The following is a 21389-nucleotide window of genomic DNA, read 5'->3' on the forward strand; positions in this document are numbered from 1 at the left end:
GCCCGGTGGGGTGAAGCATGAGCGCCGACACCGACACCGACAGAGCGATTTCGGACTGGCTCGCCTCCGCACACCCGACGCCGTCGACGGCCTGGGCGGAGTGGCAGGAGGGCGGCATCGCGATGCTCCCCACCGGGCGCGCCTTCGACGCCGTCCGCGTCTCCGCCGAGATCATCCACGCCGCCGCGGGGAGCCGGGATCCGAGGTTCGTCGGGGCGTACCTCAGCAACGTCATGGACGGTCCCGTGATCCACGACGCGTACGACGTGCGCGTCCGGTACTACGCCATGGTCCCCTTGGGCAGCTGCGCCCGACATCTCACCCCGGACGCCCTGCTCCTCACTCCGCGGTCCACATGGCTCGGTGTCCCCGCCGTGCACCGCACCGCCCGCCCCGGCGCCTACTGGATCAACCCGCCCGTGTACCAGGAGTACCTGTGCGCTCCGGACGGCGTCGACGAAGTGATCGCGCTGGGGCGCCGAAACCTGGCCACTCTGGGCGAGTTGGGGGCGCGGCAGCCCGTCGCCTGGTGAGACGGCCGTCCGGTGCCTCGACCCCGCGTCCGAGCGGATCAAGCCAGTGCTCCCGTCTAGGTGACGCCGGTGGCCACTGTCGGTTGGGCAATCGAGATGGGCTGATTCACTGCCCATGGAGCGGGCGCGCCTTGCCTTCAGGCGGGTGCGCTGCAAGGCTCCCTTTGGATCGAATGGCGCACCGGGGTATCCGGGGTGAAGCCTTGATCCGTTTCTCGAACGGTTGCCGTCCGGGCGCGAGCGTCGGCAAAGGCACGATGCCCGCCATCACCACTTCCGGGCGTTCGACCGCAAAAGTTGCCATTTGAGCTTGAGTGCGGGCCAAGCTGGTCCTGGGCGCAGAGCCCCTTCTGCCTGGTCCGACCGACCTTGGGGAATCATGAAGACATCGAAGTACCGTGCCGTTCCGCTGACTGCCGGGCTGGTGCTCGCCGTGGTCACCGCTGCCGTACCGGCGGCTGCCCAGTCCCACCATGCTCCAACAGCCCAGCGCGTGACGCTGACGAACGCCGACAACGGCCGGAGCGTGGCCTTGGCCGCCGGGGACGACGTCAGCGTCACGCTCACCGGCTACCGCAGCCAAGGGCTCAACTACACCTGGAGCATTCCGCGGTCCAGCGCCCCCGACGTGCTCCACCGGACCGCGGGCGGCACGACGCCGACGGGCAGTGCCAGCGGAGTTCTCCACGCCGACCACCTCGGCGTCGCCACCATCACCGGAACACGCCACTGCCGCCCCGACCCCGGCCGCATCTGCCCCGGGGCCGTCCTGCTGTGGAAGGTCACGGCCGAGGTGAAGTGATCGAACCATCCCGCCCCCGACCCCCTTGTGACACCGGATAGTTGATTGGCCGGAACCGCAAAGAGTTCTTCTCGAAGAACTCTTTGCGAAGGACTCTTTGCGGTCTATCGTGCGTGGCATGAGTGATTCACGCGAGAGCGGTTCAAGTAGCGAGCAGGCGCCGGGCGTTGGGCCCAGTGCCGTCGTCCTCGACGCCAAGGGGCTGCGCGCCATGGCGCATCCCGTACGCGTGCAGCTCGTCGGGCTGTTGCGGCGGCACGGGCCCTCGACGGCCACGCGGCTGGCGGAGCGGCTCGGGGTCAACTCCGGTACGGCCAGCTATCACCTGCGCCAGCTCGGCGCGGCGGGGTTCGTCGAGGAGGACGCCGAGCGCGGCAACGCACGGGAGCGCTGGTGGCGTTCGGTGCATCAGACGACATGGTTCGAGGAGGGCGACCTGGCCGAGCAGGAGCCCGAAGCCGCGCTGACGTATATGCAGTCCGTGGCCACCACGTACGCCCAGCGCGCCCAGCGTGCGATCAACGAGCTCGCCACGATGCCCCGTCCCTGGCGGGACACCTTCGACATGAGCGACTGGACGCTGCAGCTCACGACGGAGGAAGCCACCTCCCTCGACGAGGAGTTGAGGGCCGTCATCAACCGCTACCGGCGGGCCGTGCCGGAGGGCGCGGCCGGTGCCCCCGAGGGCGCCGAGCGGGTCTCCGTCATCGTCCACATCCTGCCCGACCTCGGTGAGACCGAGGCGTCGTGACGACGGAAGTGACGGAAGCGGCGGGCGCGGAACGGATATCCGGCGAGCGGTCCTTACGGCCGCTCGGCGGCGTACTGGCCGCGATGGCCGTCTCGTTGACCGGTACCCGGATCTCCGCCATCGCCCTGCCCTGGTTCGTGCTCGCCACCACCGGCAGCGCCACCCGCACCGGACTGGTGGCCTTCTGCGAGATGGTCCCGTACGTCGTGGTCAAGGCGTTCACCGGACCGCTGGTTGACCGGGCCGGGCCGCGTTCCGTGTCATGGGTGACCGATGTGGTCAGCGCGAGCGCCGCCGGTGCGATCCCGCTGCTCCATGTCCTCGACGTGCTGTCGTTCTGGCCGCTGCTGGTTCTCGTCGCGGTGATCGGCGCGGCCCGAGGCCCCGGCGACCTGGCCAAGGAGGTCATGGTTCCGGAGGCGGCCGAACGCGCTCGGATGCCGCTGGAGCGGGCCGCCGGACTGGCCGGTGTGACCGAACGGCTCGCCACCACGGTCGGCCTGGCGATCGGAGGTGCGGCCGTGGCGCTCCTCGGGCCGCTGACCGCCCTCACCGCCGACGCGGTGTGCTTCGCGTCGGGCTCGGTGATCATCGCTCTTGCTCTGCCTCGGAGGAGTGCGCACGCCTCACCTGCGGCGGACGGGGGTCCCGAGCACGAGCCTGAGCCCGGCTATTGGAAGCGCTTCGGTGACGGCTTCCGGTTCCTGCGGCAGGAGCCGGTGCTGCTCACCATCATCGTCACCGTCGGCATCCTCAACCTCCTCGACGCGGCGTTCTCCGCGCTGCTCATGCCGGTCTGGGCGCGGGAGTCCGGCCATGGCCCTTCCGCGATCGGCCTGGCCGGCAGCGTGATGGGGTTCGCGGCGGTGGGCGGCAGCCTGATCGCCGCAGCCGTGGCACACCGGATGCGGCGCCGGATGGTGTTCTTCGGCGGCTTTCTGCTCGCCGGAGCGCCGAGGTTCCTCGTGCTCGCCGCCGACGCGCCGATGTGGGCGGTGCTGGTGGTGTTCGCCGCGAGCGGGTTCGGCGCGGGCTTCCTCAATCCGATCCTGGGGGCCATCACCTTCGAGCGGGTGCCGCGTCCGCTGCTGGGCCGGGTCAACGCGCTGGGCGACTCGCTGGCCTGGGCCGGTATCCCCCTGGGCGGGCTGATCGCCGGGGCGAGCGTGGCCTCGTTCGGGCTCACGGCGGTCCTGCTGGCGGCTGGGGCGGCGTACTTCCTCACCACGACCCTGACCGCGCTGCGGCCCGAGTGGCGGGACATGGACCGGGCACGCGCGAGGGGCGCGACCTCGACGGATACGCATCAGGGCCCCGCCCGCTCATCGCGGACGGGGCCCTGATCGTTTGTCCCGGCTCTGTTCAGAGGCGGTGCATACGTGTGTAGGGGCTCAGGATGCGGGCGCGGCGGGAGCCGAAGTCGACGAGCATGGCGACTCCGTCCTCGACGCCCACGATCCTGCCCAGGCCGAACTGGTCGTGGGAGACCCGGTCGCCCAGTTCGAAGGTCTTGGCCTGCGGGTCGACCGGAGCTTTGAAGGGACTGGTGGGCAGGTGGCGCCTCGGCGCGGACGGCTGCGTCATGGTCGTACCAGTATGCGCCGTCGGGGCCCGTCCCACTGGCCTTCACTCGTCTCGGATTCGACACGATTGGCCTCTGGGCTCAGCAATGCCGGGCTCAAAGCATGTCCGGAACAGGTGCGAATAGGCGGATGGTGCATCGTGCGCGGCGTCTCCTGTGGGGTGAACGCTAACGAGTGAACGACGACGGCCCCGATGCCACCCCCCACGGGAAACACCGGAGCCGTCGGTCTTGCGGGCGAGCTCGCTCACGTAACGGAGTCATACGTACGCAACGGAGTCGTACGTGCGTGACGTACGTCCGTTATGTACGAAGTATCATGACTTCTGCAGCGGGCGGATCGCCGTCGGGGCGTGGCCCGGCTCCGTCGCGAGCTCCTCGAACTCGTTGATCGCGTCGATCTTGACGCCCATCGAGATGTTGGTGATCCGCTCCAGGATCGCCTCGACGACGACCGGGACGCGGTACTCGGCGGCCAGCTTCTTGGCCTCCTCGAAGGCCGGGAGCAGCTGGTCCGGCTCGGTCACGCGGATCGCCTTGCAGCCCAGGCCCTCGACGACCTTGACGTGGTCGACGCCGTAGACGCCCAGCTCCGGGGAGTTGATGTTCTCGAACTCCAGGTTGACCTGGAAGTTGATGTCCAGGCCGCGCTGGGCCTGGCGGATCAGGCCCAGGTAGGAGTTGTTCACGAGAACGTGGACGTACGGGACGTTGTGCTGCGCGCCGACCGCCAGCTCCTCCAGCATGAACTGGAAGTCGTAATCGCCGGAGAGGGCGACGACCGGGGTCTCCGGGTCCGCCGTGGCGACACCGAGCGCGGCCGGGATGGTCCAGCCGAGCGGGCCGGCCTGGCCGCAGTTGATCCAGTGGCGCGGCTTGTAGACGTGCAGCATCTGCGCGCCGGCGATCTGGGAGAGGCCGATGGTGGTGACGTACCGGGTCTCCGGGCCGAAGGCGCGGTTCATCTCCTCGTACACGCGCTGCGGCTTCAGCGGGACGTTGTCGAAGTGCGTACGGCGCTGGAGCTGCGCCTTGCGCTCCTGCGTGGAGGCCGCCCAGGCGCTGCGGTCGGGCAGCTTGCCCGCGGCCTTCAGCTCCTTGGCCACCTCGACGAAGAGGGTGAGGGCGGCCTTGGCGTCCGAGGCGATTCCGTAGTCCGGCGCGAAGATCTTGCCGATCTGGGTCGGCTCGATGTCGACGTGGACGAACTTGCGGCCCTTGGTGTAGACGTCCAGCTCGCCGGTGTGGCGGTTGGCCCAGCGGTTGCCGATGCCGAGGACGAAGTCGGACTCCAGGAAGTTCGCGTTGCCGTAGCGGTGCGAGGTCTGCAGGCCGACCATGCCGGCGTTCAGCTCGTGGTCGTCGGCGAGGATGCCCCAGCCCATGAGGGTGGGGACGACCGGCGTGCCGGTCAGCTCGGCGAACTCGACCAGGAGCTCGGAGGCGTCGGCGTTGATGATGCCGCCGCCGGCGACGATCAGCGGGCGCTCGGCGTCGAGGAAGAGCTGGAGCGCCTTCTCGATCTGCGCGCGGGTCGCGGACGGCTTGTAGACCGGCAGCGGCTCGTACGTGTCCGGGTCGAAGTCGATCTCGGTGAGCTGGACGTCGATCGGCAGGTCGATGAGGACCGGGCCGGGGCGGCCGGAGCGCATCAGGTGGAACGCCTGCTGGAACACGCCCGGGACCTGCGCGGCCTCCAGGACGGTGGTCGCGGCCTTGGTGACCGGCTTCGCGATGCTCGCGATGTCGACCGCCTGGAAGTCCTCCTTGTGGAGCTTGGCGACCGGCGCCTGGCCCGTGATGCAGAGGATCGGGATCGAGTCGGCGATCGCCGAGTACAGGCCGGTGATCATGTCGGTGCCGGCGGGGCCGGACGTACCGATGCAGACACCGATGTTGCCGGCGTCGGCCCGGGTGTACCCCTCGGCCATGTGGCTCGCGCCCTCGACGTGGCGGGCCAGCGTGTGCTTGATGCCGCCGCCGGCCTTGAGTGCCGCGTAGAAGGGGTTGATCGCCGCGCCCGGCACGCCGAACGCGTTGGTGACGCCTTCGCGCTTGAGGATCTCAACTGCCGCTCGGGCAGCGGTCATACGAGGCATGGAGTGCTCCTGCTTCGGCCTGGCGGAGTCGGGCTCTGTCGCGCCACCTGAGAGCCTTGATTCCGTAATGCGGAAGTTTAGTTCTGCGATATGGAAGAAACATAAGGGGCGTACGCAGGCGCGTCAAGGGATCCCCGAAGTCGCCTCCCGCACGGCCCTCCGTGGAGGACGATGGGCGGATCGGGCGGGCGAGCGCGGGGTGAAGGGCATGAGCGACGGGGTGGACGACGGGGTCGGCTTCGGCGGAGCCGCAGGTACCGGGGGCGGCTTCGGCGGGGGCGGTGGTTCTGGGGGCGTCGGTGACGGGGGCGACTTCGGCCGGGCCGCAGGTGCGGGAGGCGTCGGGGACGGGGGCGACTTCGGCCAGGCCGGAGATGCCGGGGGCGTCGGTGACGGGGGCGACTTCGGCCGGGCCGCAGGTGCGGGAGGCGTCGGGGACGGGGGCGGCTTCGGCCAGGCCGGAGATGCCGGGGGCGTCGGTGACGGGCTCGGCAGCGGGCACGCCGCAGACACGGGGAACCTCGGTGACGGGTACGCGAGCGGCTGGGCCGCAGGTGCCGGAGGTATCGGTGACGGACCCGGCTTCGGCCAAACCGCACGGACCGGGAGCTTCGGTGACGAGCCCGGCTTCGGCCAAGCCGCAGACGCCGGAGACATCGGCGGCGGGCGCGGCTTCGACCAAACCGCAGACGCCGGAGACATCGGCGGCGGGCGCGGCTTCGGCCCCGACGCAAGAACCGGAGGCCTCGGTGACGGGCGCACGAGCAGCTGGAGCGACGCCGTCCGAAACATCAGCGAGGGCGGATGGTTCAGCGACCGCGAAGCCGACGGCCTCAGCCGGACCGAAGGCGGCGGCACGAGCGACGGCACCGGTGCGCCAGGAGGCGGAATCGACGGCCCCAGCACCAGACACTTCGGTAGCGGCCCCACGGGCGGCAACCGAATGGGGTGGACCGGCGGCGGCCCCGAGTCCAGCGGCGGCAGCGGCCCCGGCGGTCCTCGCGGCACGGGCGACCCCGGCAGCGCAGGCGTCGGCCGAAACGGCGGTGGCCTCAGCGGCACAGGCAGCAGCCGAAACAGCAGCGGCCCGGGCAACATGAACGGTCCCGGCGGCACCAGCGGGCCCGGCAACCCGCACGGCCCCGGCGGTGGCCACCGGCCGCCCAGGTCCAGTGGCGGGCGCGGGTCCGGTGGCGACGGTGTCGCCATCCGCTGTCCCGCCTGCCGGCGCGAGCACCGGTACACCCCCACCTCCTATCCCTGCCCCTGCGGCGCACCCCTCGCACCCCCGCTCGCACGCGGCGGCTCGCCCGAGCCGATCACTCATCGCACCTGGAACGAGGACTGGGTCCTCGTGCGCTGCGCCGCCTGCGGGCGGGAGGACCAGTGGCCGCAGCCCGAGCTCGGGTGCTCGTGCGGCACGGTGCTGCGCATCCCCGTACGCCCGGTCACCGCGCCGCCCGTCCCGCTGCCGGTCCACATCCCGGTCCCGCCGACCGCCCCGGCACCGCGTACGGCGTTCCGTCCGGTGACCATCCGTACCGCCCGCGACGCGGTGACGGCGGCGGCGCTCTATCTGAAGTGGCTCGGGTTCCGCGACGTACTGCAGTCCGAGGCGCGCCCAGCCTCCGGGATCGATCTGCGCGGTCCCGGACTGGTCGCCCAGGTCGACCCGACGACCCGCCCGGCCTCGCTGCGGGCCGTGGAATGCCTGTGGCTGAACGGGCTCAGCAACTCGTCCACCAGCGTGTACTTCTCGCTCGCGGGGTACACCAAGGACGCCCGCACCCGTGGCGACGAGCTGCGCATCCCGCTCTTCGTCATGGACCTCACCGGCACCCCGCAGCCGGTGAACGACGCCGCGGACGAGCTCATCGTCACCGGGCCCTAGAGATCAACAAACCCCCGAACCTCAAATCAAGCTCTGAGAACCCGCCCCCACCGCTTCGGACCTCCCCACCCCGGGGACATTCCCCCCACGGGCACCCTCGGGGGAGGCGGACGGCCATGTGGTGGTTCATCGGGGCGGCGGGCATCCAGCTGGTCACAGCGGCGGCACTGCTGCGCCCCGCTCCCGCCCGGCGAGCCGCGCTCGATGCCGTGGCCGCCGCATGCGTACGGGGCGGGCCCCGGGCCGCCGTGACCGTGGCCCTCACCGGGCTCCACCTCAGCGGGACGATCGGCGTCGACCGCCCCGGCACCGTATCCGTACGCGTCCAAGAGCTCCCCGTACGGCTGCCCGATCCGCTTCAGCACGCCGTCGCCACTTCGCTCCGGACGCCGATGGACGTGCGGGCGATCATCGCGCGCCCCAGGGTGCGGCAGGCGCTCGGCAACCTGCTCGACGGCCTCACCGCCGACGGCCTGCTGCGCCGCCACACCCGATGGACCGCCGCCCAGATCCTGCTCGCGGCCATCCCGCTGAACCTCGTCGTGGCCGTGGTGTTCGGGCCGCGCCACCCCACGAACACCCAACTCGCCTTCATCGCAGTGCTGTTGACCGGGGCCACCGCGCTGCTCTGTCTGCCCCGCCGCACCCCGGCCGCGCACGCCCTGCTCTTCTCGCTGCGCGCCGCGCACCCGTTGCCCATGACCCGGCCCCGCCTGCCCGACGGGGAGATCCTGATGCTCGTGGCCCTGCACGGCGACCGGGCCCTGAGCCAACTGCTGCCCCGGTTCGCACGGGAGGCGGGACTCCTCGGCGACCGGGGCGGCACGAACGTGAGCCGCACCCCGATCCGCCAAGTCGTCCCGCCGAGCCCCCACACGTAAAAGAGGCGGCTACTCCCCGTACCCCTCCCTCAACTCCACCTTCCGCACCTTCCCACTCACCGTCATGGGGAAGTCGCGAAGAATCCGCAGCCTCCGCGGCACCTTGTAGCGCGCCAACCGGTCGCGGCAGAACGCGGCGAGGTCGTCGAGCGTGGGCGGGTCGGCGGGGTCGCGCGGGATGACGCAGGCCAGGATCTCCTCGCCGTACTTCTCGTCCGGCACGCCCACCACCTGCACATCGGCGATCTTCGGATGCGTGTAGAGGAACTCCTCGATCTCGCGCGGGTAGATGTTCTCGCCGCCCCGGATGATCATGTCCTTGATGCGGCCGACGACCTGTACGTAACCGTCCTCGCGCAGCACCGCCAGGTCACCCGTGTGCATCCAGCGCCCCGCGTCGATCACCTCGGCGGTCCGCTCCGGCTCGTCCCAGTAGCCGAGCATCACGCTGTATCCGCGTGTACACAGCTCGCCCGCCTCGCCTCGCGGCAGCGTGACACCGGTCGCCGGGTCCACCACCTTCACCTCGATGTGCGGCATCACCCGCCCCACCGTCCCCGTCCGGCGCTCCAGATCGTCGTCGCGGCGGGTCTGGGTGGACACCGGGGACGTCTCCGTCATGCCGTAACAGATGGACACCTCGGCCATGTTCATCTCGGCGACGACCCGTTTCATCACCTCCACGGGGCACGGCGACCCGGCCATGATCCCGGTGCGCAGCGAGGACAGGTCGTACGAGGCGAAGTCGGGGAGGTTCAGCTCGGCGATGAACATCGTAGGGACGCCGTACAGCGAGGTGCACCGCTCCTCCGAGACCGTCCGCAGCGTCGCCGCCGCGTCGAAGGACGGCGCCGGGATGACGACGCAAGCGCCGTGCGAGGTCGCCGCGAGGTTGCCCATCACCATGCCGAAGCAGTGGTAGAACGGCACCGGCACACAGATCCGGTCCCGCTCGGTGTACGCGATCGACTCCCCCACGAAATACGCGTTGTTGAGGATGTTGTGATGGGAGAGTGTCGCCCCCTTCGGGAAGCCGGTCGTGCCCGAGGTGTACTGGATGTTGACCGGGTCGTCGCACGTCAACTCGGCCTCAAGAGCGACCAGTTGAATCTCCGTCACCTTCCCCGCGCGACTCACCAACCCGCCCCACGACTCGTCCCCGATGTAGTGCACCGACCGCAGCGCCGGGCACTCCGGGCGCGCCTGCTCGACCAACGCCCGGTAGTCGCTGCCCTTGTGTTCCTGCGAGGCGAACAGCATCGAGATCCCGGCTTGCTTCAGTACGTACGCGAGCTCGTGCGCCCGGTACGCCGGGTTGATGTTCACCATGATCGCGCCGATCCGGGCGGTCGCGTACTGCACGAGCACCCACTCCGGGCAGTTCACCGCCCAGATGCCGACCCGGTCGCCCTTCGCGACGCCGGAGGCGAGCAGGGCACGCGCCAACTCGCCGACGGATTCGCCGAATTGGTCATACGTCCAGCGCCGCCCCGACGCCACGTCGACCAGCGCCTCCCGCTCGCCGTACAATGCGATCGCCCGGTCCAGATTGCGTCCGATCGTGTCGCCGAGCAGCGGCGTACCGCTCACACCGTGGGCATACGAGAGGTCCGTCACCGCAGGTCCCCCTCGTCGTACTCCGCCGACGAACCCTCCGCCGTCGCCTCCCGCAGCTCGATACGGCGGATCTTGCCGGACACCGTCTTGGGCAGCTCGCCGAACTCAAGTCGGCGGATCCGCTTGTACGGTGCGAGGACCGCGCGCGAGTGCGCGAACAGCACCTTCGCGGTGTCCGGACCGGGCTCCCAGCCCTCCGCGAGCACGATGTACGCCTTCGGGACGGCGAGGCGCAGCGGGTCGGGCGCGGGGACGACGGCCGCCTCCGCCACGGCCTCGTGCTCCAGGAGCGCGCTCTCCAGCTCGAACGGCGAGATCTTGTAGTCGGACGCCTTGAAGACGTCGTCGGCGCGGCCGATGTACGTGATGTAGCCGTCGGCGTCCCGAGCGCCGATGTCGCCGGTGCGGTAGTAGCCGCCGGCCATCGACTCGGCGGTACGTTCAGGGTCGCCGTGGTAGCCGGTCATCAGGCCGACGGGGTGCGTGGACAGGTCGAGCGCGATCTCGCCCTCGACCGCGCCGGGCTCGCCCGTCACCGGGTCCAGGAGCTCCACCGTGTAGCCCGGGCTCGGCCGACCCATCGAACCCGCCTTCAGCAACTGGCCCGGTGTGTTGGCCACTTGGACGGCCGTCTCGGTCTGCCCGAAGCCGTCCCGGATGACACGGCCCCACTCCCGCCGGACCGTCTCGATGACCTCGGGGTTGAGCGGTTCACCGGCCGCGACGACCTCGCGCGGCGGGGTCCGCAACGCGCTCAGATCCGCCTGGATCAGCATCCGCCACACCGTCGGCGGCGCGCAGAAACTGGTGACGCCCGCCGCGTCCATCGCGGACATCAGCCGGGCCGCGTCGAAGCGCGTGTAGTTGTGGATGAAGACGGTCGCCTCGGCGTTCCACGGGGCGAACAGATTGGACCACGCGTGCTTGGCCCAGCCGGGCGAGGAGATGTTGAGGTGTACGTCGCCGGGCTTGAGCCCGATCCAGTACATGGTCGCCAAGTGCCCGACCGGGTACGACACATGGGTGTGCTCGACCAGCTTGGGCCGGGCGGTCGTACCGGAGGTGAAGTAGAGCATCAGCGGGTCGTCGGCCCGGGTGACACCGTCCGGCTCGAACGACGCGTCCATCCCGAACGCCTCGTCGAAGTCCAGCCACCCGGGAACGGGGGCGGCGCCCGGGGACTTCACCGCGATCCGCGTGTACTCCCCCGGCACCTCCCCGAACTTCCCCGTGTCCTCCGCCCGCACCACCACATGCCGGGCCCGCCCCCGCTCGATCCGGTCCCGCAGGTCCACCGGCCCCAGCAGGGGCGTGGCCGGGATGACGACCGCGCGCAGCTTCATCGCCGCGAGCGCGGTCATCCACAGCTCCTGCTGGTTGCCGAGCATCACCACCACCCGGTCCCCGGCCCGTACGCCTTGGGCTCGCAGCCAGTTGGCGACCTGGTCGGAGCGCAGCGACATCTCGGCGTACGACAGGACGGTCTCGCGGCCGTCCTCCTCGACGATGTGCAACGCGGTCGCGGCGTTGCCCTCGGCGATCACGTCGAACCAGTCGAGCGCCCAGTTGAAGTGCTCGGGGCGCGGCCAGGCGAACCCCTGACAGGCCGTCGCGTAGTCGTCCCGGTGCTCCAGCAGAAAATCCCGCGCGGCCCGGAACTCCTCCGTGGCGCCGTGTGCGTCCATATGCCCTCCTCGTTGCCTGGCCTCTCTCTACCATCCTGGAGACCTCGGCACCGTCCGGGGAAGGCGGCGAACCCTACTTGTCGGCCGTGAGCTTGCCCGCCACGCCCCAGCTGTCGGTGGGGACCTCGTGGATCCAGACCTGGACGGTCTCGGCGGGGATGCGGTACGCGTCGACGAAGGCGTCCGTGACGCGCTTGACCAGCTCGCGCTTGAGCTCGACGTCGCGGGGGCCCTGGTGAATGGTGACGATCGGCATGACGGTCAACTCCCTTGTCCGCGGCGGCTTCCCGGCTCTTCCGGGCCGCTCGCCTGGCATGACCCCAGTCCATCCGATCCGCCGGTCCCGACCAAGAAGCAGACCGCGACGACAGCGATCAGTTTTCGTGATCGTGTGAGGTGGGAGCGGGTTTTGGCGCTTGTACGGGGGTGGGTGCCGCGCACGCGCGCAGCAGTACGTCCAGCTCCGCCGGGGGCGTGCTCGCGTGCACCGCGAGGCCGGTCGGCAGGGTGAGGCCGGGCGCGCCGAAGGGGCGGAAGGCGATCCGGGGGCTGTGCAGGACGCGCGCGTGGGAGGCGTACACGACCGTCCACAGCGGCCGCCCGCCCGCGCCGATCGTGGCCAGCGTGTCCTGGAGCGAGCCGCTCACCGGTCCGGGCAGCGGCTCGAACCCGGCGTCGTGGCAGGCCCCCACGACCAGGTCCACGAGCGCCGGATGGTTGCGGCGGGCCGTGATGCACAGGCCGAGCCCCGCCAGATCGGCCATCGCGAGCTCCGCCGCCCCGGCCACCGGATGCGCCGCCGGGACCGCCGCGACCAGCGGGTCGTCCCAGAGCGGCAGGATCCGTACGCCCGGCACCGGGTCCGGGGAGCGGACGAACGCGGCGTCCAGGCGCCCGTCCGCGACCTGTTCGAGGCGGTCCCGGGTCGCGGCGGACACCAGCTCGACGGCGGTGCCGGGGGCGAGTACGGCGAGCTCGGCCAGCACCCGGTCGAGGTGGGCGCCCAGGCCCGTACTGGTGCCCAGGCGCAGCCCGGAGCGGCCGCGCACCGCCGCCCGCGCCCGGTCCGCCGCCGCGAGCACGGCCCGCGCCTCGGGCAGCAGCCGCTCCCCCGCACCGGTGAGCCGGACGTGCCGGGGCGAGCGGTCGAAGAGCTCGGCGCCCAACTCCCGTTCCAGCCTCCGCACTTGCTGGCTCACCGCCGACTGCACGATGTGCAGCCGGTCGGCGGCCCGCCCGAAGTGCAGTTCCTCGGCGACGGTGACGAAGTAGCTGAGCTGCCGCAGTTCCATACAGGGACTCTAACCAGGGGTTTTGCGCGGTCCTCTCCGACTCCTGACACGGCGGCGGAAAGGGGCGGCGCTAGGGAGGCGTCAAAGTCGGGCGGCACGGAGTCAGCGCCGCGTCAGGACGCGACGCCGGGGCCCGGGCGCGGGCTTAGCGTCGAAATCGCCGCAGACAACGGCTTCGGCTTCGACTCCCCCCGGAGGGCACCACCATGGACAGCCTCACCATCGGCGACGTCGCCGACGCGGACCCCGACGAACGCCGCCCGGCAGGGCCCCTGTACGTGCCGGTTCGGCTCGGCTCTGCCGGAGGAGAGCAGCTGCGCTTCCTGCGCACCCCGCTCGGCGTACGGACCGCCGTCGGTTTCACCAGCCCCGAGCGGCTGTGCGCGGTGCTCGGACGCGAGCAGCGCTGGATCAGGCTGGCGGAGCCCGCGCTGCGCTCACTCGCCGAACCGCTCGGGGTGACCACCGTGACGGTGGACCCGCAGCTCACGGCCCCGGCGCCGGTCTCCGCGAAAAGGCGTCGCAAGCCCGTCGAGCAGCAGCCCTGCGCACGCCGTTCCGGACTGCACCCGGACACGGTCGGCGTGCTGCGCGTGACGGGCGCGGCCGCCGCCGTCTGGACCGCCGTGACCGCGATCCACGCATTCGTCGACTGAGCGAGGTACCTCCACATGACCACTGAACCCGACCTCTTCATACGGGAGTTGAGCGCGCCCTCGGTGTGGCCGGACTCCGCCGTGAGCGCGCCCGGCGGCGATGTCGCCCTCTCCGGCGTCTCCCTCGCCGAGCTGGCCGAACGGCACGGGACGCCCGCGTACGTACTCGACGAGGAGGAGGTACGGTCCCGGGCGCGGGCCTGGCGGGCGGCGCTGCCGGACGCCGAGATCGTCTACGCCGCCAAGGCGTTCGTGTCGCGTGCGGTCGTCGACTGGATGGCCGAGGAGGGCCTCGGCCTCGACGTCTGCTCGGCGGGCGAACTGGAGCTCGCCGCCACCCGCGGCTTCCCGCCCGAGCGCGTGGTGATGCACGGCAACGCCAAGTCCCCGCAGGACCTGCGCACCGCGCTGCGGCTCGGCGTGGGCCGGATCGTCATCGACTCGGACTGCGAGATCGCGCGGATCGCGGCCCAGGTGCCCGGGACCGACGCCCAGCGCGTCCTTGTCCGCGTACTGCCCGGCATCGAGGCGGGCGCGCACCGGAAGATCCAGACCGGGTCCGAGGGCCAGAAGTTCGGCCTGTCGATCGCCAACGGCGACGCGGAGGACGCCATCGCGCGCGTCCTGGGCCAGCCCCGCCTCGAACTGGCCGGTCTGCACTGCCACTTGGGCTCGCAGATCACCTCGCCCGAGCCGTACGGGGAGGCGGTGCGCCGGCTGGTCGCCCTGCTCGCCCGCATCCGCGACCGGCACGGCGTGACCCTGCCCGAGTTGGACCTCGGCGGCGGCTTCGCTGCGGCGTACCTGCCGGGCGACCCGGCGCCGTCCCCGGCCGCGTACGCCCGCCGTATCACCGAGGAACTGGCCCGCGCCTGCGCCGAGTTCGACATACCGACACCGCGCCTGACGGTCGAGCCGGGCCGCTCGATCATGGCTCCGGCCGGGGTCGCACTGTACCGGGTGCTGTCGGTGAAGCGCACCGGCCAGCAGGTGTTCGTCGCGGTCGACGGCGGCATGAGCGACAACCCGCGCCCGGCGCTGTACGGGGCCCGCTACACCGTCCGTATGGTCGGCCGCAGCACGTCCGCGCCGATGCGTACGACGACGGTGGTCGGCCGCCACTGCGAGGCGGGCGACATCCTGGCGCAGGACGTGGAGCTGCCGGAGGACGTACGCCCCGGCGACATCCTCGCCGTACCGGCGTCCGGCGCGTACCAGGTGTCGATGGCGTCCGGCTACAACATGACCGGCCGCCCGCCGGTGGTGGCGGTGTCGCAGGGGCGGTCGCGACTGCTGATGCGGAGGGAGACGTTCGAGGACCATCGGTCGCGGGATGTGGGGTTGTAAGCCGCTCCCGGCAGGTCAGCCGATGACGTCCCCGAAGCGGACGTCGTACGAGGTGGTCGCCCCGGTCATGTCGGCGAGCAGCCGCTCGCCCTCGGCGACCACCTCATCACGGGCGGCCCGCCCGAGCGTCCCGAACGGCTGAACGGTGAGGGTGGCGCTTTTAGTCTTCGCGTCCTCCTCAAACCTCCAGACCCCGGCGAGGAAGCCGTCGACCAGGAGCGTGCGGAAGGCCTGGTTGCCCTTCCAGGCGCGGCCCCAGTACTCGGCCGGGATGACCCGGGTCCGGTCGGCGTGCGAGAGCAGCAGGTTGTCGAACTCGGGCAGGAAGCGGGGCGGCGCCGGGGTGTCCGGGTCCGGGCGGGGCGCGTCCGGCAGGTCGAAGAGCTCGACGCCGTTCTCGTCCCGGAAGGTCACGAGCCCGGGCCGCAGCCGCTCGAAGACCTCGCTCAGCCGGGTGAGTCCCGCCCAGGTCTGCATGTCCTTGACCGAGGCGGGCCCGAAGGCGGCGAGATAGCGCAGCACGGTGCCGTCCGGCGCCGGGACCGGCCCCGGGGTCCGCCCCAGCCAGTGCTCGGCGGTGGTCAGCGCGACCTGCCCGCCGCGCCCCCACAGCCCGCGCGGAGTGACCTGCACCAGCGGCAGCACACACCGCGCGGCGATCGAGAGCGCCTGCGGCGAGGCGTCCGGCCACTCTTCGAGGAGTACGTCCCGGATCTCCTTCATGGTGTACGGCCGCTCCTCGACGAGTGCACGTACGGTCGCGGCGAGCCGGTCGAGGTCCACTCCCTGGAGGCCGCCCCGGAACATCTTGAGCTCCCGGTCGCGGGCCGCCTGGACGAGCGGGCGCAGAGTGAGGGCGTCGTCGGCGGTGTGGAGGTGGATGGTCGAGCGCATGGTGACGATCCGGACGAGTTCGCGTGCCTCGATGAGCGCGGAGAGGTCTTCGGGCCGGAACCCTTCGAGCCGGGCCCACAGCGCGAAGTACGGCGGCTTCACGTTCTGCGCCTGAAGCCCGACGAGGTGGGCGACCGCGTCCTTCGGGGTCAGGGCGGCCGTACGGCGGAGCAGGTGCTGGCGGGCGAGGGTGGCGCGGTTGAGGGCGCGGGGGATGAGGAGGGGGGCGGTGGAGGTGGCGGTGCGCGAGGGCTGGGGCGTTTGCGGGGCCATGCGATGCACGCTATCGCCGATGGAGGACAGTTTCTGTCCTCATTGAGAAGCCGTGCGGGTCACGGACTGAGGGCTGTCCGGAACGCCGAGCCTGTGACATTTGATCCGTATATCCTGCTCCGAGACTGTTCCGAGACCAGGCAGACGCATGCGCACCGGACGGGAACGCGCGGGAGGTGAGGCATGGCCGACCGAAGGGCCCGCGACTCCGGGCGCGCGGAGCCGCCCCCATCAGCGCCGCAGGCGAGGAAAAACTCCTGGCGCCGCCAGCCGGTCACGCCACCGCCGGTGCAAGCTCCGCCGGCGACCAGGCCACCACACACTCCCGACCCCGCACGGGTCGAGCACCGCAGCGTGGTGGAGTCCGCGCTGTACCGGGACGGCCGCAGGGCCTCGTCCCCCGACACGCTCGCCGACACGTTCCGCAGGCTGCGCGAGACGCCCGACGGCATGGCATGGATCGGCCTGCACCGCCCGTCCGAGGCGGAACTCCTCTCCCTGGCCGAGGAGTTCGACCTCCACCCCCTGGCGGTCGAGGACGCGCTGGAGGCCCACCAGCGCCCGAAACTGGAGCGGTACGGCGAAACCCTCTTCGTGGTCCTGCGCGCGGCCCGCTACCTCGACGCCCCGGAGGAGGTCGACTTCGGCGAGCTGCACGTCTTCGTCGGCCGCGACTTCCTCATCACGGTCCGCCACGGCGCCGCCCCCGACCTGTCGGCGGTACGCCGCCGCATGGAGGAGACGCCCGAGCTGCTTGCCCTCGGCCCGGAGGCGGTGCTGTACGCGATCCTGGACGCGGTGGTCGACGGCTACGTCCCCGTCGTCTCCGGCGTCCAGAACGACATCGACGAAATCGAGACGGAAGTCTTCCGCGGCGACCCCGAGGTCTCCCGCCGTATCTACGAACTCTCGCGAGAAATCGTGGAGTTCCAACGCGCCACCCGCCCCCTGGTAGGCATGCTCCACGCCCTGATGGCCGGCTTCGCGAAGTACGGCACGGACGAGGAACTCCAGCGCTACCTACGCGATGTAGCCGACCACGTAACCCACACCAGCGAACGAGTAGACGGCTTCCGCCAGGCCCTCACAGAAATCCTCACGGTCAACGCGACCCTGGTCACCCAGCAACAGAACGCCGAGATGCGCGCGCTGGCGGAGGCGGGCTTCGAACAGAACGAGGAGATCAAGAAGATCTCGTCGTGGGCGGCGATTCTGTTTGCTCCCACGTTGGTGGGAACGATTTACGGGATGAACTTCCACGAGATGCCCGAGCTGAACTGGGGCTTCGGATACCCGTTCGCGATCGGGCTGATGGGGGTCGTGTGCGTGGGGCTGTACTTCATTTTCAAGCGGCGGGACTGGCTGTAGCGGCGATCATGAAGCTTTGATCGGCTTCGCGTGCGCGAACGCCTTTGAGGGAGCTCCACCCGCACGGCGGGAGCCGTTGCTGCCGCAGCCTCTCCGGCCCCGTCAGGCGCCGGATGATACCCGCCAAACCACCCGTACCGCGCCGATGGCATGATCGAGCTCTCGACACACGCCCGCTTCACCCTTCCTTCACCGGAGAACGACGCTGTGCCACGCGAAGGGTGACCCACTCAAACAGCATCTACCAAATCGGCCAAATCAATTGATACCTACAATTTCGCAGACGTTTCAGCGAATAAGCCGCAGAGCCAGGTTCGGCCCGTGGTCCCAGCCGCGCGTGGTGCTGTGGGCCACGGCGGGTGTGGTGGCTCTCGGGCTGCTCGCCGCCCTGGAGATCGTCGCGCGTCGCTGCGCCGGTGTGCCGGGGCCGCTCACCACCCAGGCGCGAGAACTGGTCTTCCCGCCCAAGCCGGGGCCGCTGTACGGCGGGCTTGCCTTGATGATGGTGGTGCTCACCTGGCGGCAGCGGTTCCTCGCGGCCGGTGCCGCGATCGGCATCGACGCCGTCTTCGTGCTGGGGCGGTGGGCGGCCGGCGTCAAGGTGCCCGCGGACCATTTCTTCGGCAACGGCGCGCTGTGGGCGATGCTGGGCTGTGCGGTCTTCGCGATCACGCGCCGCACCGGCCAGGAACGCCTCCTGCTGCTGAAGGGCGTCGGCCTCGGCCTGCTCCTGGTGACCGGCCGCAAGACCGGTGACACCTGGCTGCTCATCACGTCGAAGACCCGCCCGACCGTGCTCGACCCGTACGTGGCCATGGCTGATCACGCACTGGGCAACCCGTCGTGGGCGGCGGGCCGGGCACTCGACGCCATCGGCCCGATCGGCAGCCACATCCTCGCCTCGGTCTACGCCCAGCTCGCGGTGGCCGCGGTGGCCGTCGCCATGTACCAGCTGCGCAACGTGGCGTCCGAGCGCCGCTTCCCGCGCCACCATCTGGTGCGCACCTTCCTGGTGATCGGCCTCCTCGGGCCGGCCATCTACATGATCTTCCCGGTGGTCGGCCCGGTCTTCGCGTACGGCCCGGGCGCCTCCGGCACCGGCGGCGTGCAGTGGGCGGTGGCCAACCTGTGGCCCAACACACCGCCGCCGATCCACCTCCCGCACCCGGTGCCGTACGACGGGATCACCCCGCGCAACTGCATGCCCAGCCTGCACACGGCATGGGCCACCGCGATCTTCATCCACTCCCGCAAGGGCCCCCGCCTGCTGCGCTACGCGGGCACGTTCTGGCTGGTCGCCACGCTCAGCGCGACGCTGGGCTTCGGCTACCACTACGGCGTGGACCTCGTCGCCGGCGTCGTCTTCTCGCTGACCGTCGAGACGGCCCTGCGCACATACGACCGCGGCTGGGACCGCGCGGGACTCCAGCTGATCGCCCACGGCACGGCGGTCTTCGTCGCACTCCTGCTGTCGTACCGCTGGCTGCCGATGAAGATGGCCGCACATCCATGGCTGTTCGGCCCCCTGGTCATCCTGGCGATGCTCTCGGTGATCTACGGCTACGTACGCACCACCAGAGAGTGGGAACCGAAGCCCGCCCCGGTGCTCCGACCGGAACCACAGCCCGAGCTGGTCTGATCCCCTACCGGGCCACCCTGCCCAACCACAGCACATCACGCGCCCGCGTCATCGCCACGAAGAGCTGGCTGCGCAGCAGCTCTTCGCGCTCGCGGGCCGCTTCGGGCGGCGCCTGAGCGACGCCAGGACCCCCGGGCAGGGCGGCATCGTGCTGGGGCAGATACACCTGCTTGAACTCCAGGCCCTTCGCCCTGCGGTAGGTGCCCAGCTTGACGGCTTCGATGGGGCGGCCGTCGTACTGCTCAAGCAGGCATACCGGGATCTCCGCCTGGGTGAGCACGCGTTGGTAGTGGCCGATGGAACGCCGGGAAGGGCACAGCACCGCTGCGTCTGCCCGCGCGGCTGCGGGCAGGGCGCGCAGGGCGTCCAGGAGCGCCTGATCGTGGGCGTCCACGGTCGGCCTCGTGACGCGGACCACCTCGCCCTCGTAGTACGTGAGGTCGACGTCACGGCGGCCAGGTGTGCGTATGCCGTCGATGTCCTCGAACGAGTCGTCGGCGACGACGGCGAGCGCCGCGTCCAGGATCTGTTTGCTGTTGCGGTAGTTGGTGCGCAGCACCTGTCCTCGGTCGCCGCGGATGTCGATCCCCGCGTCGGAGAGGCGGAACCCGCCCGGGTATACGGCCTGCTGGCCGTCGCCGACCAGGAGCAGCCCGTTGGGGGCGTCACCGACGAGGGCGTGCAGGAGACGCACCCCGACGAGGGTGAGGTCCTGGACCTCGTCCACGATGACGGCCGCGTACGGGGGCCGGTCCGTGTGGCGCGTCGCCTCTGCCAGGGCGAGCGAGAGGACGTCGTCGAAGTCCTGCACGCCCCGCTCGACCCGCAGCGACTCGTACGCCTCGTACAGCGCCCACACCGCCTGCCGGTGCGGGCGGCGCAGCATCGTCCGGCGCCGACGGCGGTACACGGCCGCGTACTCCTCGAAGGTGGTGATGCCGCGGCCCTTGATGACGTAGGCGATCTCGTCCTGCCAGTAGCCCGGGGTCGGATCGATCTCGGCCAGGCAGCTGTCCCGCCCCACATGCGTCCAGGCGAGGCTGAAGGCGGTTCGGGCCTTGTCGCCGTGCAACCGCACCGGGACACCGCGCCCCTGCAGGAACTCCTGCGCCCAGGAGTGCAGGCTGCGGAAGTCCACCCGGTCCGCGACAGCCGGGGACATCGTCTTGAGGAAGGTGGCCTGCACCCGGGGCAGGTTGTTGGCGAACGTGACGTACAGGATCCGGCCGCCGGTGCGCCTGGCGAGGTGGGCCGCGCGATGCAGCCCCACCACGGTCTTCCCCGTGCCCGCCGGGCCGCTGATGCGGGCCGGACCCGACCAGTTGCGGCGTACCAATGCGACCTGATCAGGGTGGAGGAACGTCATCCACTGCTCGATCGGGGCCCGTAACGCCTCCTCCAGGGCTGCGTCCCGCAGGCCTTCCAGGTCGAACAGTCCGTCGGATACGGCTTCTTGCGGCTGCTCCAGCGGGACCGCGACCGCCGATCCCTCGTACTCGGGAAAGACACGTTCCAGGTGGTCGGCTATCGCGCGGACCGACTCCGTACGCAGTCTGCGGCACTCCGACAGCAGTGCGGGACCGACCTCGCGCTCGCCCAGGAGCCGGATCCGGCCGAGGCCGGTGTCGATCCGCTGCCCCGCGAACACCATGAGCGGCTGGACCGCCACCGGGGACAGACCGAGTGACGCGACCGCGCCCTCGGCCGCCTTCGTGACCGCGAGCAATTTGGTCGCGTGCTCGTCCCGCGCTTCGCCCCCTGCGCGGAGCTTGCCTTCCGAGACCTCTGGAGCGGAGCGCCAGTTCTTGACGTCGATGACGAAGACCCCGCCGGGTCCCACCAGGAGCATGTCCACGTTGGCGGTACGGGTCCCCGGCCATCGGCGGTCCACAAGGAGCCGCCATCCACGTTCCGTGAGCACCAACAGCTGGGCGGCGACCCGCCGTTCGCCCTCGCTCGCCGCTTCCCACCGACGCGCCTGCCGACGAGCGGCCTGCCACTGCTCGCGCAGCAACCGCTCCTGCCGCCGCGCCTCCTGCGCCCGCCTCGACGCCGAACCGCCTGCCGCCATACTCAGCC

The 21389-nt window shown here is 70.9% G+C and carries 18 protein-coding genes; 10 read left to right on the forward strand and 8 right to left on the reverse strand.

Annotated elements, in window-relative coordinates; all coding sequences use genetic code 11:
• Window positions 1-17 precede the first annotated feature (17 nt).
• The 4 genes from ACT1U9_RS05120 to ACT1U9_RS05135 all read left to right on the forward strand — a co-directional run bounded on the left by ACT1U9_RS05120 (window position 18) and on the right by ACT1U9_RS05135 (window position 3429).
• Window positions 18-533 (forward strand): hypothetical protein, encoded by a 516-nt coding sequence (locus ACT1U9_RS05120; protein WP_444537180.1) that lies wholly within the window; start codon window positions 18-20, stop codon window positions 531-533.
• Between the two features lie 379 nt (window positions 534-912).
• On the forward strand, window positions 913-1335 hold the full coding sequence (locus tag ACT1U9_RS05125; protein WP_444537181.1) for a hypothetical protein: 423 nt from the start codon (window positions 913-915) through the stop codon (window positions 1333-1335).
• Between the two features lie 118 nt (window positions 1336-1453).
• Window positions 1454-2086, forward strand: a complete 633-nt coding sequence (locus tag ACT1U9_RS05130) for an ArsR/SmtB family transcription factor (RefSeq protein ID WP_444537182.1) — start codon at window positions 1454-1456, stop codon at window positions 2084-2086.
• Window positions 2083-3429 (forward strand): MFS transporter, encoded by a 1347-nt coding sequence (locus tag ACT1U9_RS05135; protein WP_444537183.1) that lies wholly within the window; start codon window positions 2083-2085, stop codon window positions 3427-3429. The genes ACT1U9_RS05130 and ACT1U9_RS05135 overlap by 4 nt, the downstream gene beginning before the upstream one ends.
• A gap of 19 nt (window positions 3430-3448) precedes the next feature.
• Here ACT1U9_RS05135 and ACT1U9_RS05140 read toward each other — a convergent pair whose 3' ends face one another.
• Both ACT1U9_RS05140 and gcl read right to left on the reverse strand, forming a co-directional pair.
• On the reverse strand, window positions 3449-3670 hold the full coding sequence (locus ACT1U9_RS05140; protein WP_188278760.1) for a hypothetical protein: 222 nt from the start codon (window positions 3668-3670) through the stop codon (window positions 3449-3451).
• A 315-nt stretch (window positions 3671-3985) separates the two neighbouring features.
• Window positions 3986-5767: a glyoxylate carboligase gene (gene gcl, locus ACT1U9_RS05145; protein WP_444537184.1), complete on the reverse strand. Its 1782-nt coding sequence runs from the start codon at window positions 5765-5767 to the stop codon at window positions 3986-3988.
• A gap of 1207 nt (window positions 5768-6974) precedes the next feature.
• Here gcl and ACT1U9_RS05150 point away from each other — a divergent pair.
• Together ACT1U9_RS05150 and ACT1U9_RS05155 are read left to right on the forward strand one after the other, a co-directional pair.
• Window positions 6975-7658, forward strand: a complete 684-nt coding sequence (locus ACT1U9_RS05150; protein WP_444539012.1) for a hypothetical protein — start codon at window positions 6975-6977, stop codon at window positions 7656-7658.
• 116 nt (window positions 7659-7774) lie between these two features.
• The gene (locus ACT1U9_RS05155) at window positions 7775-8539 is read left to right on the forward strand and encodes a TIGR04222 domain-containing membrane protein (protein WP_444537185.1); all 765 of its coding nucleotides are present in this window, start codon (window positions 7775-7777) and stop codon (window positions 8537-8539) included.
• A 9-nt stretch (window positions 8540-8548) separates the two neighbouring features.
• On the opposite strand, the gene ACT1U9_RS05160 is transcribed toward ACT1U9_RS05155, so the two are convergent.
• From ACT1U9_RS05160 to ACT1U9_RS05175, 4 genes are all read right to left on the reverse strand, one after another.
• Entirely contained in the window at window positions 8549-10156 is a 1608-nt protein-coding gene (locus ACT1U9_RS05160; protein WP_444537186.1) for an AMP-binding protein, read from the reverse strand.
• Window positions 10153-11841 carry an AMP-binding protein gene (locus ACT1U9_RS05165; RefSeq protein ID WP_444537187.1) on the reverse strand — a complete coding sequence of 563 codons (1689 nt, stop codon included), beginning with the start codon at window positions 11839-11841 and terminating at the stop codon, window positions 10153-10155. The genes ACT1U9_RS05160 and ACT1U9_RS05165 overlap by 4 nt, the downstream gene beginning before the upstream one ends.
• 73 nt (window positions 11842-11914) lie before the next feature.
• Complete coding sequence (gene dmpI, locus ACT1U9_RS05170; protein WP_188278755.1) at window positions 11915-12097, reverse strand: 4-oxalocrotonate tautomerase DmpI; 183 nt, start codon at window positions 12095-12097, stop codon at window positions 11915-11917.
• 118 nt (window positions 12098-12215) lie between these two features.
• On the reverse strand, window positions 12216-13133 hold the full coding sequence (locus tag ACT1U9_RS05175; protein ID WP_444537188.1) for a LysR substrate-binding domain-containing protein: 918 nt from the start codon (window positions 13131-13133) through the stop codon (window positions 12216-12218).
• A gap of 206 nt (window positions 13134-13339) precedes the next feature.
• Here ACT1U9_RS05175 and ACT1U9_RS05180 point away from each other — a divergent pair, with 206 nt between their 5' ends.
• Window positions 13340-13789: an SAV_915 family protein gene (locus ACT1U9_RS05180; RefSeq protein ID WP_444537189.1), complete on the forward strand. Its 450-nt coding sequence runs from the start codon at window positions 13340-13342 to the stop codon at window positions 13787-13789.
• Window positions 13790-13804: 15 nt separating this feature from the next.
• Entirely contained in the window at window positions 13805-15136 is a 1332-nt protein-coding gene (gene lysA, locus ACT1U9_RS05185; RefSeq protein WP_444537190.1) for a diaminopimelate decarboxylase, read from the forward strand.
• A 15-nt stretch (window positions 15137-15151) separates the two neighbouring features.
• On the opposite strand, the gene ACT1U9_RS05190 is transcribed toward lysA, so the two are convergent.
• The gene (locus tag ACT1U9_RS05190; RefSeq protein ID WP_444537191.1) at window positions 15152-16303 is read right to left on the reverse strand and encodes a winged helix DNA-binding domain-containing protein; all 1152 of its coding nucleotides are present in this window, start codon (window positions 16301-16303) and stop codon (window positions 15152-15154) included.
• 183 nt (window positions 16304-16486) lie between these two features.
• Here ACT1U9_RS05190 and ACT1U9_RS05195 point away from each other — a divergent pair, with 183 nt between their 5' ends.
• Window positions 16487-17671 carry a CorA family divalent cation transporter gene (locus ACT1U9_RS05195; protein ID WP_444537192.1) on the forward strand — a complete coding sequence of 395 codons (1185 nt, stop codon included), beginning with the start codon at window positions 16487-16489 and terminating at the stop codon, window positions 17669-17671.
• A gap of 340 nt (window positions 17672-18011) precedes the next feature.
• Window positions 18012-19310, forward strand: coding sequence for a phosphatase PAP2 family protein (locus ACT1U9_RS05200; RefSeq protein WP_444539013.1), 1299 nt, complete (start codon window positions 18012-18014; stop codon window positions 19308-19310).
• A gap of 4 nt (window positions 19311-19314) precedes the next feature.
• Here the strand turns inward: ACT1U9_RS05200 and ACT1U9_RS05205 are convergent, their stop codons facing one another.
• Window positions 19315-21381 carry a UvrD-helicase domain-containing protein gene (locus tag ACT1U9_RS05205; protein ID WP_444537193.1) on the reverse strand — a complete coding sequence of 689 codons (2067 nt, stop codon included), beginning with the start codon at window positions 21379-21381 and terminating at the stop codon, window positions 19315-19317.
• Window positions 21382-21389: the final 8 nt, after the last annotated feature.

It is taken from the genome of Streptomyces sp. BR1 (assembly GCF_052373795.1).
GTDB lineage: Bacteria > Actinomycetota > Actinomycetes > Streptomycetales > Streptomycetaceae > Streptomyces.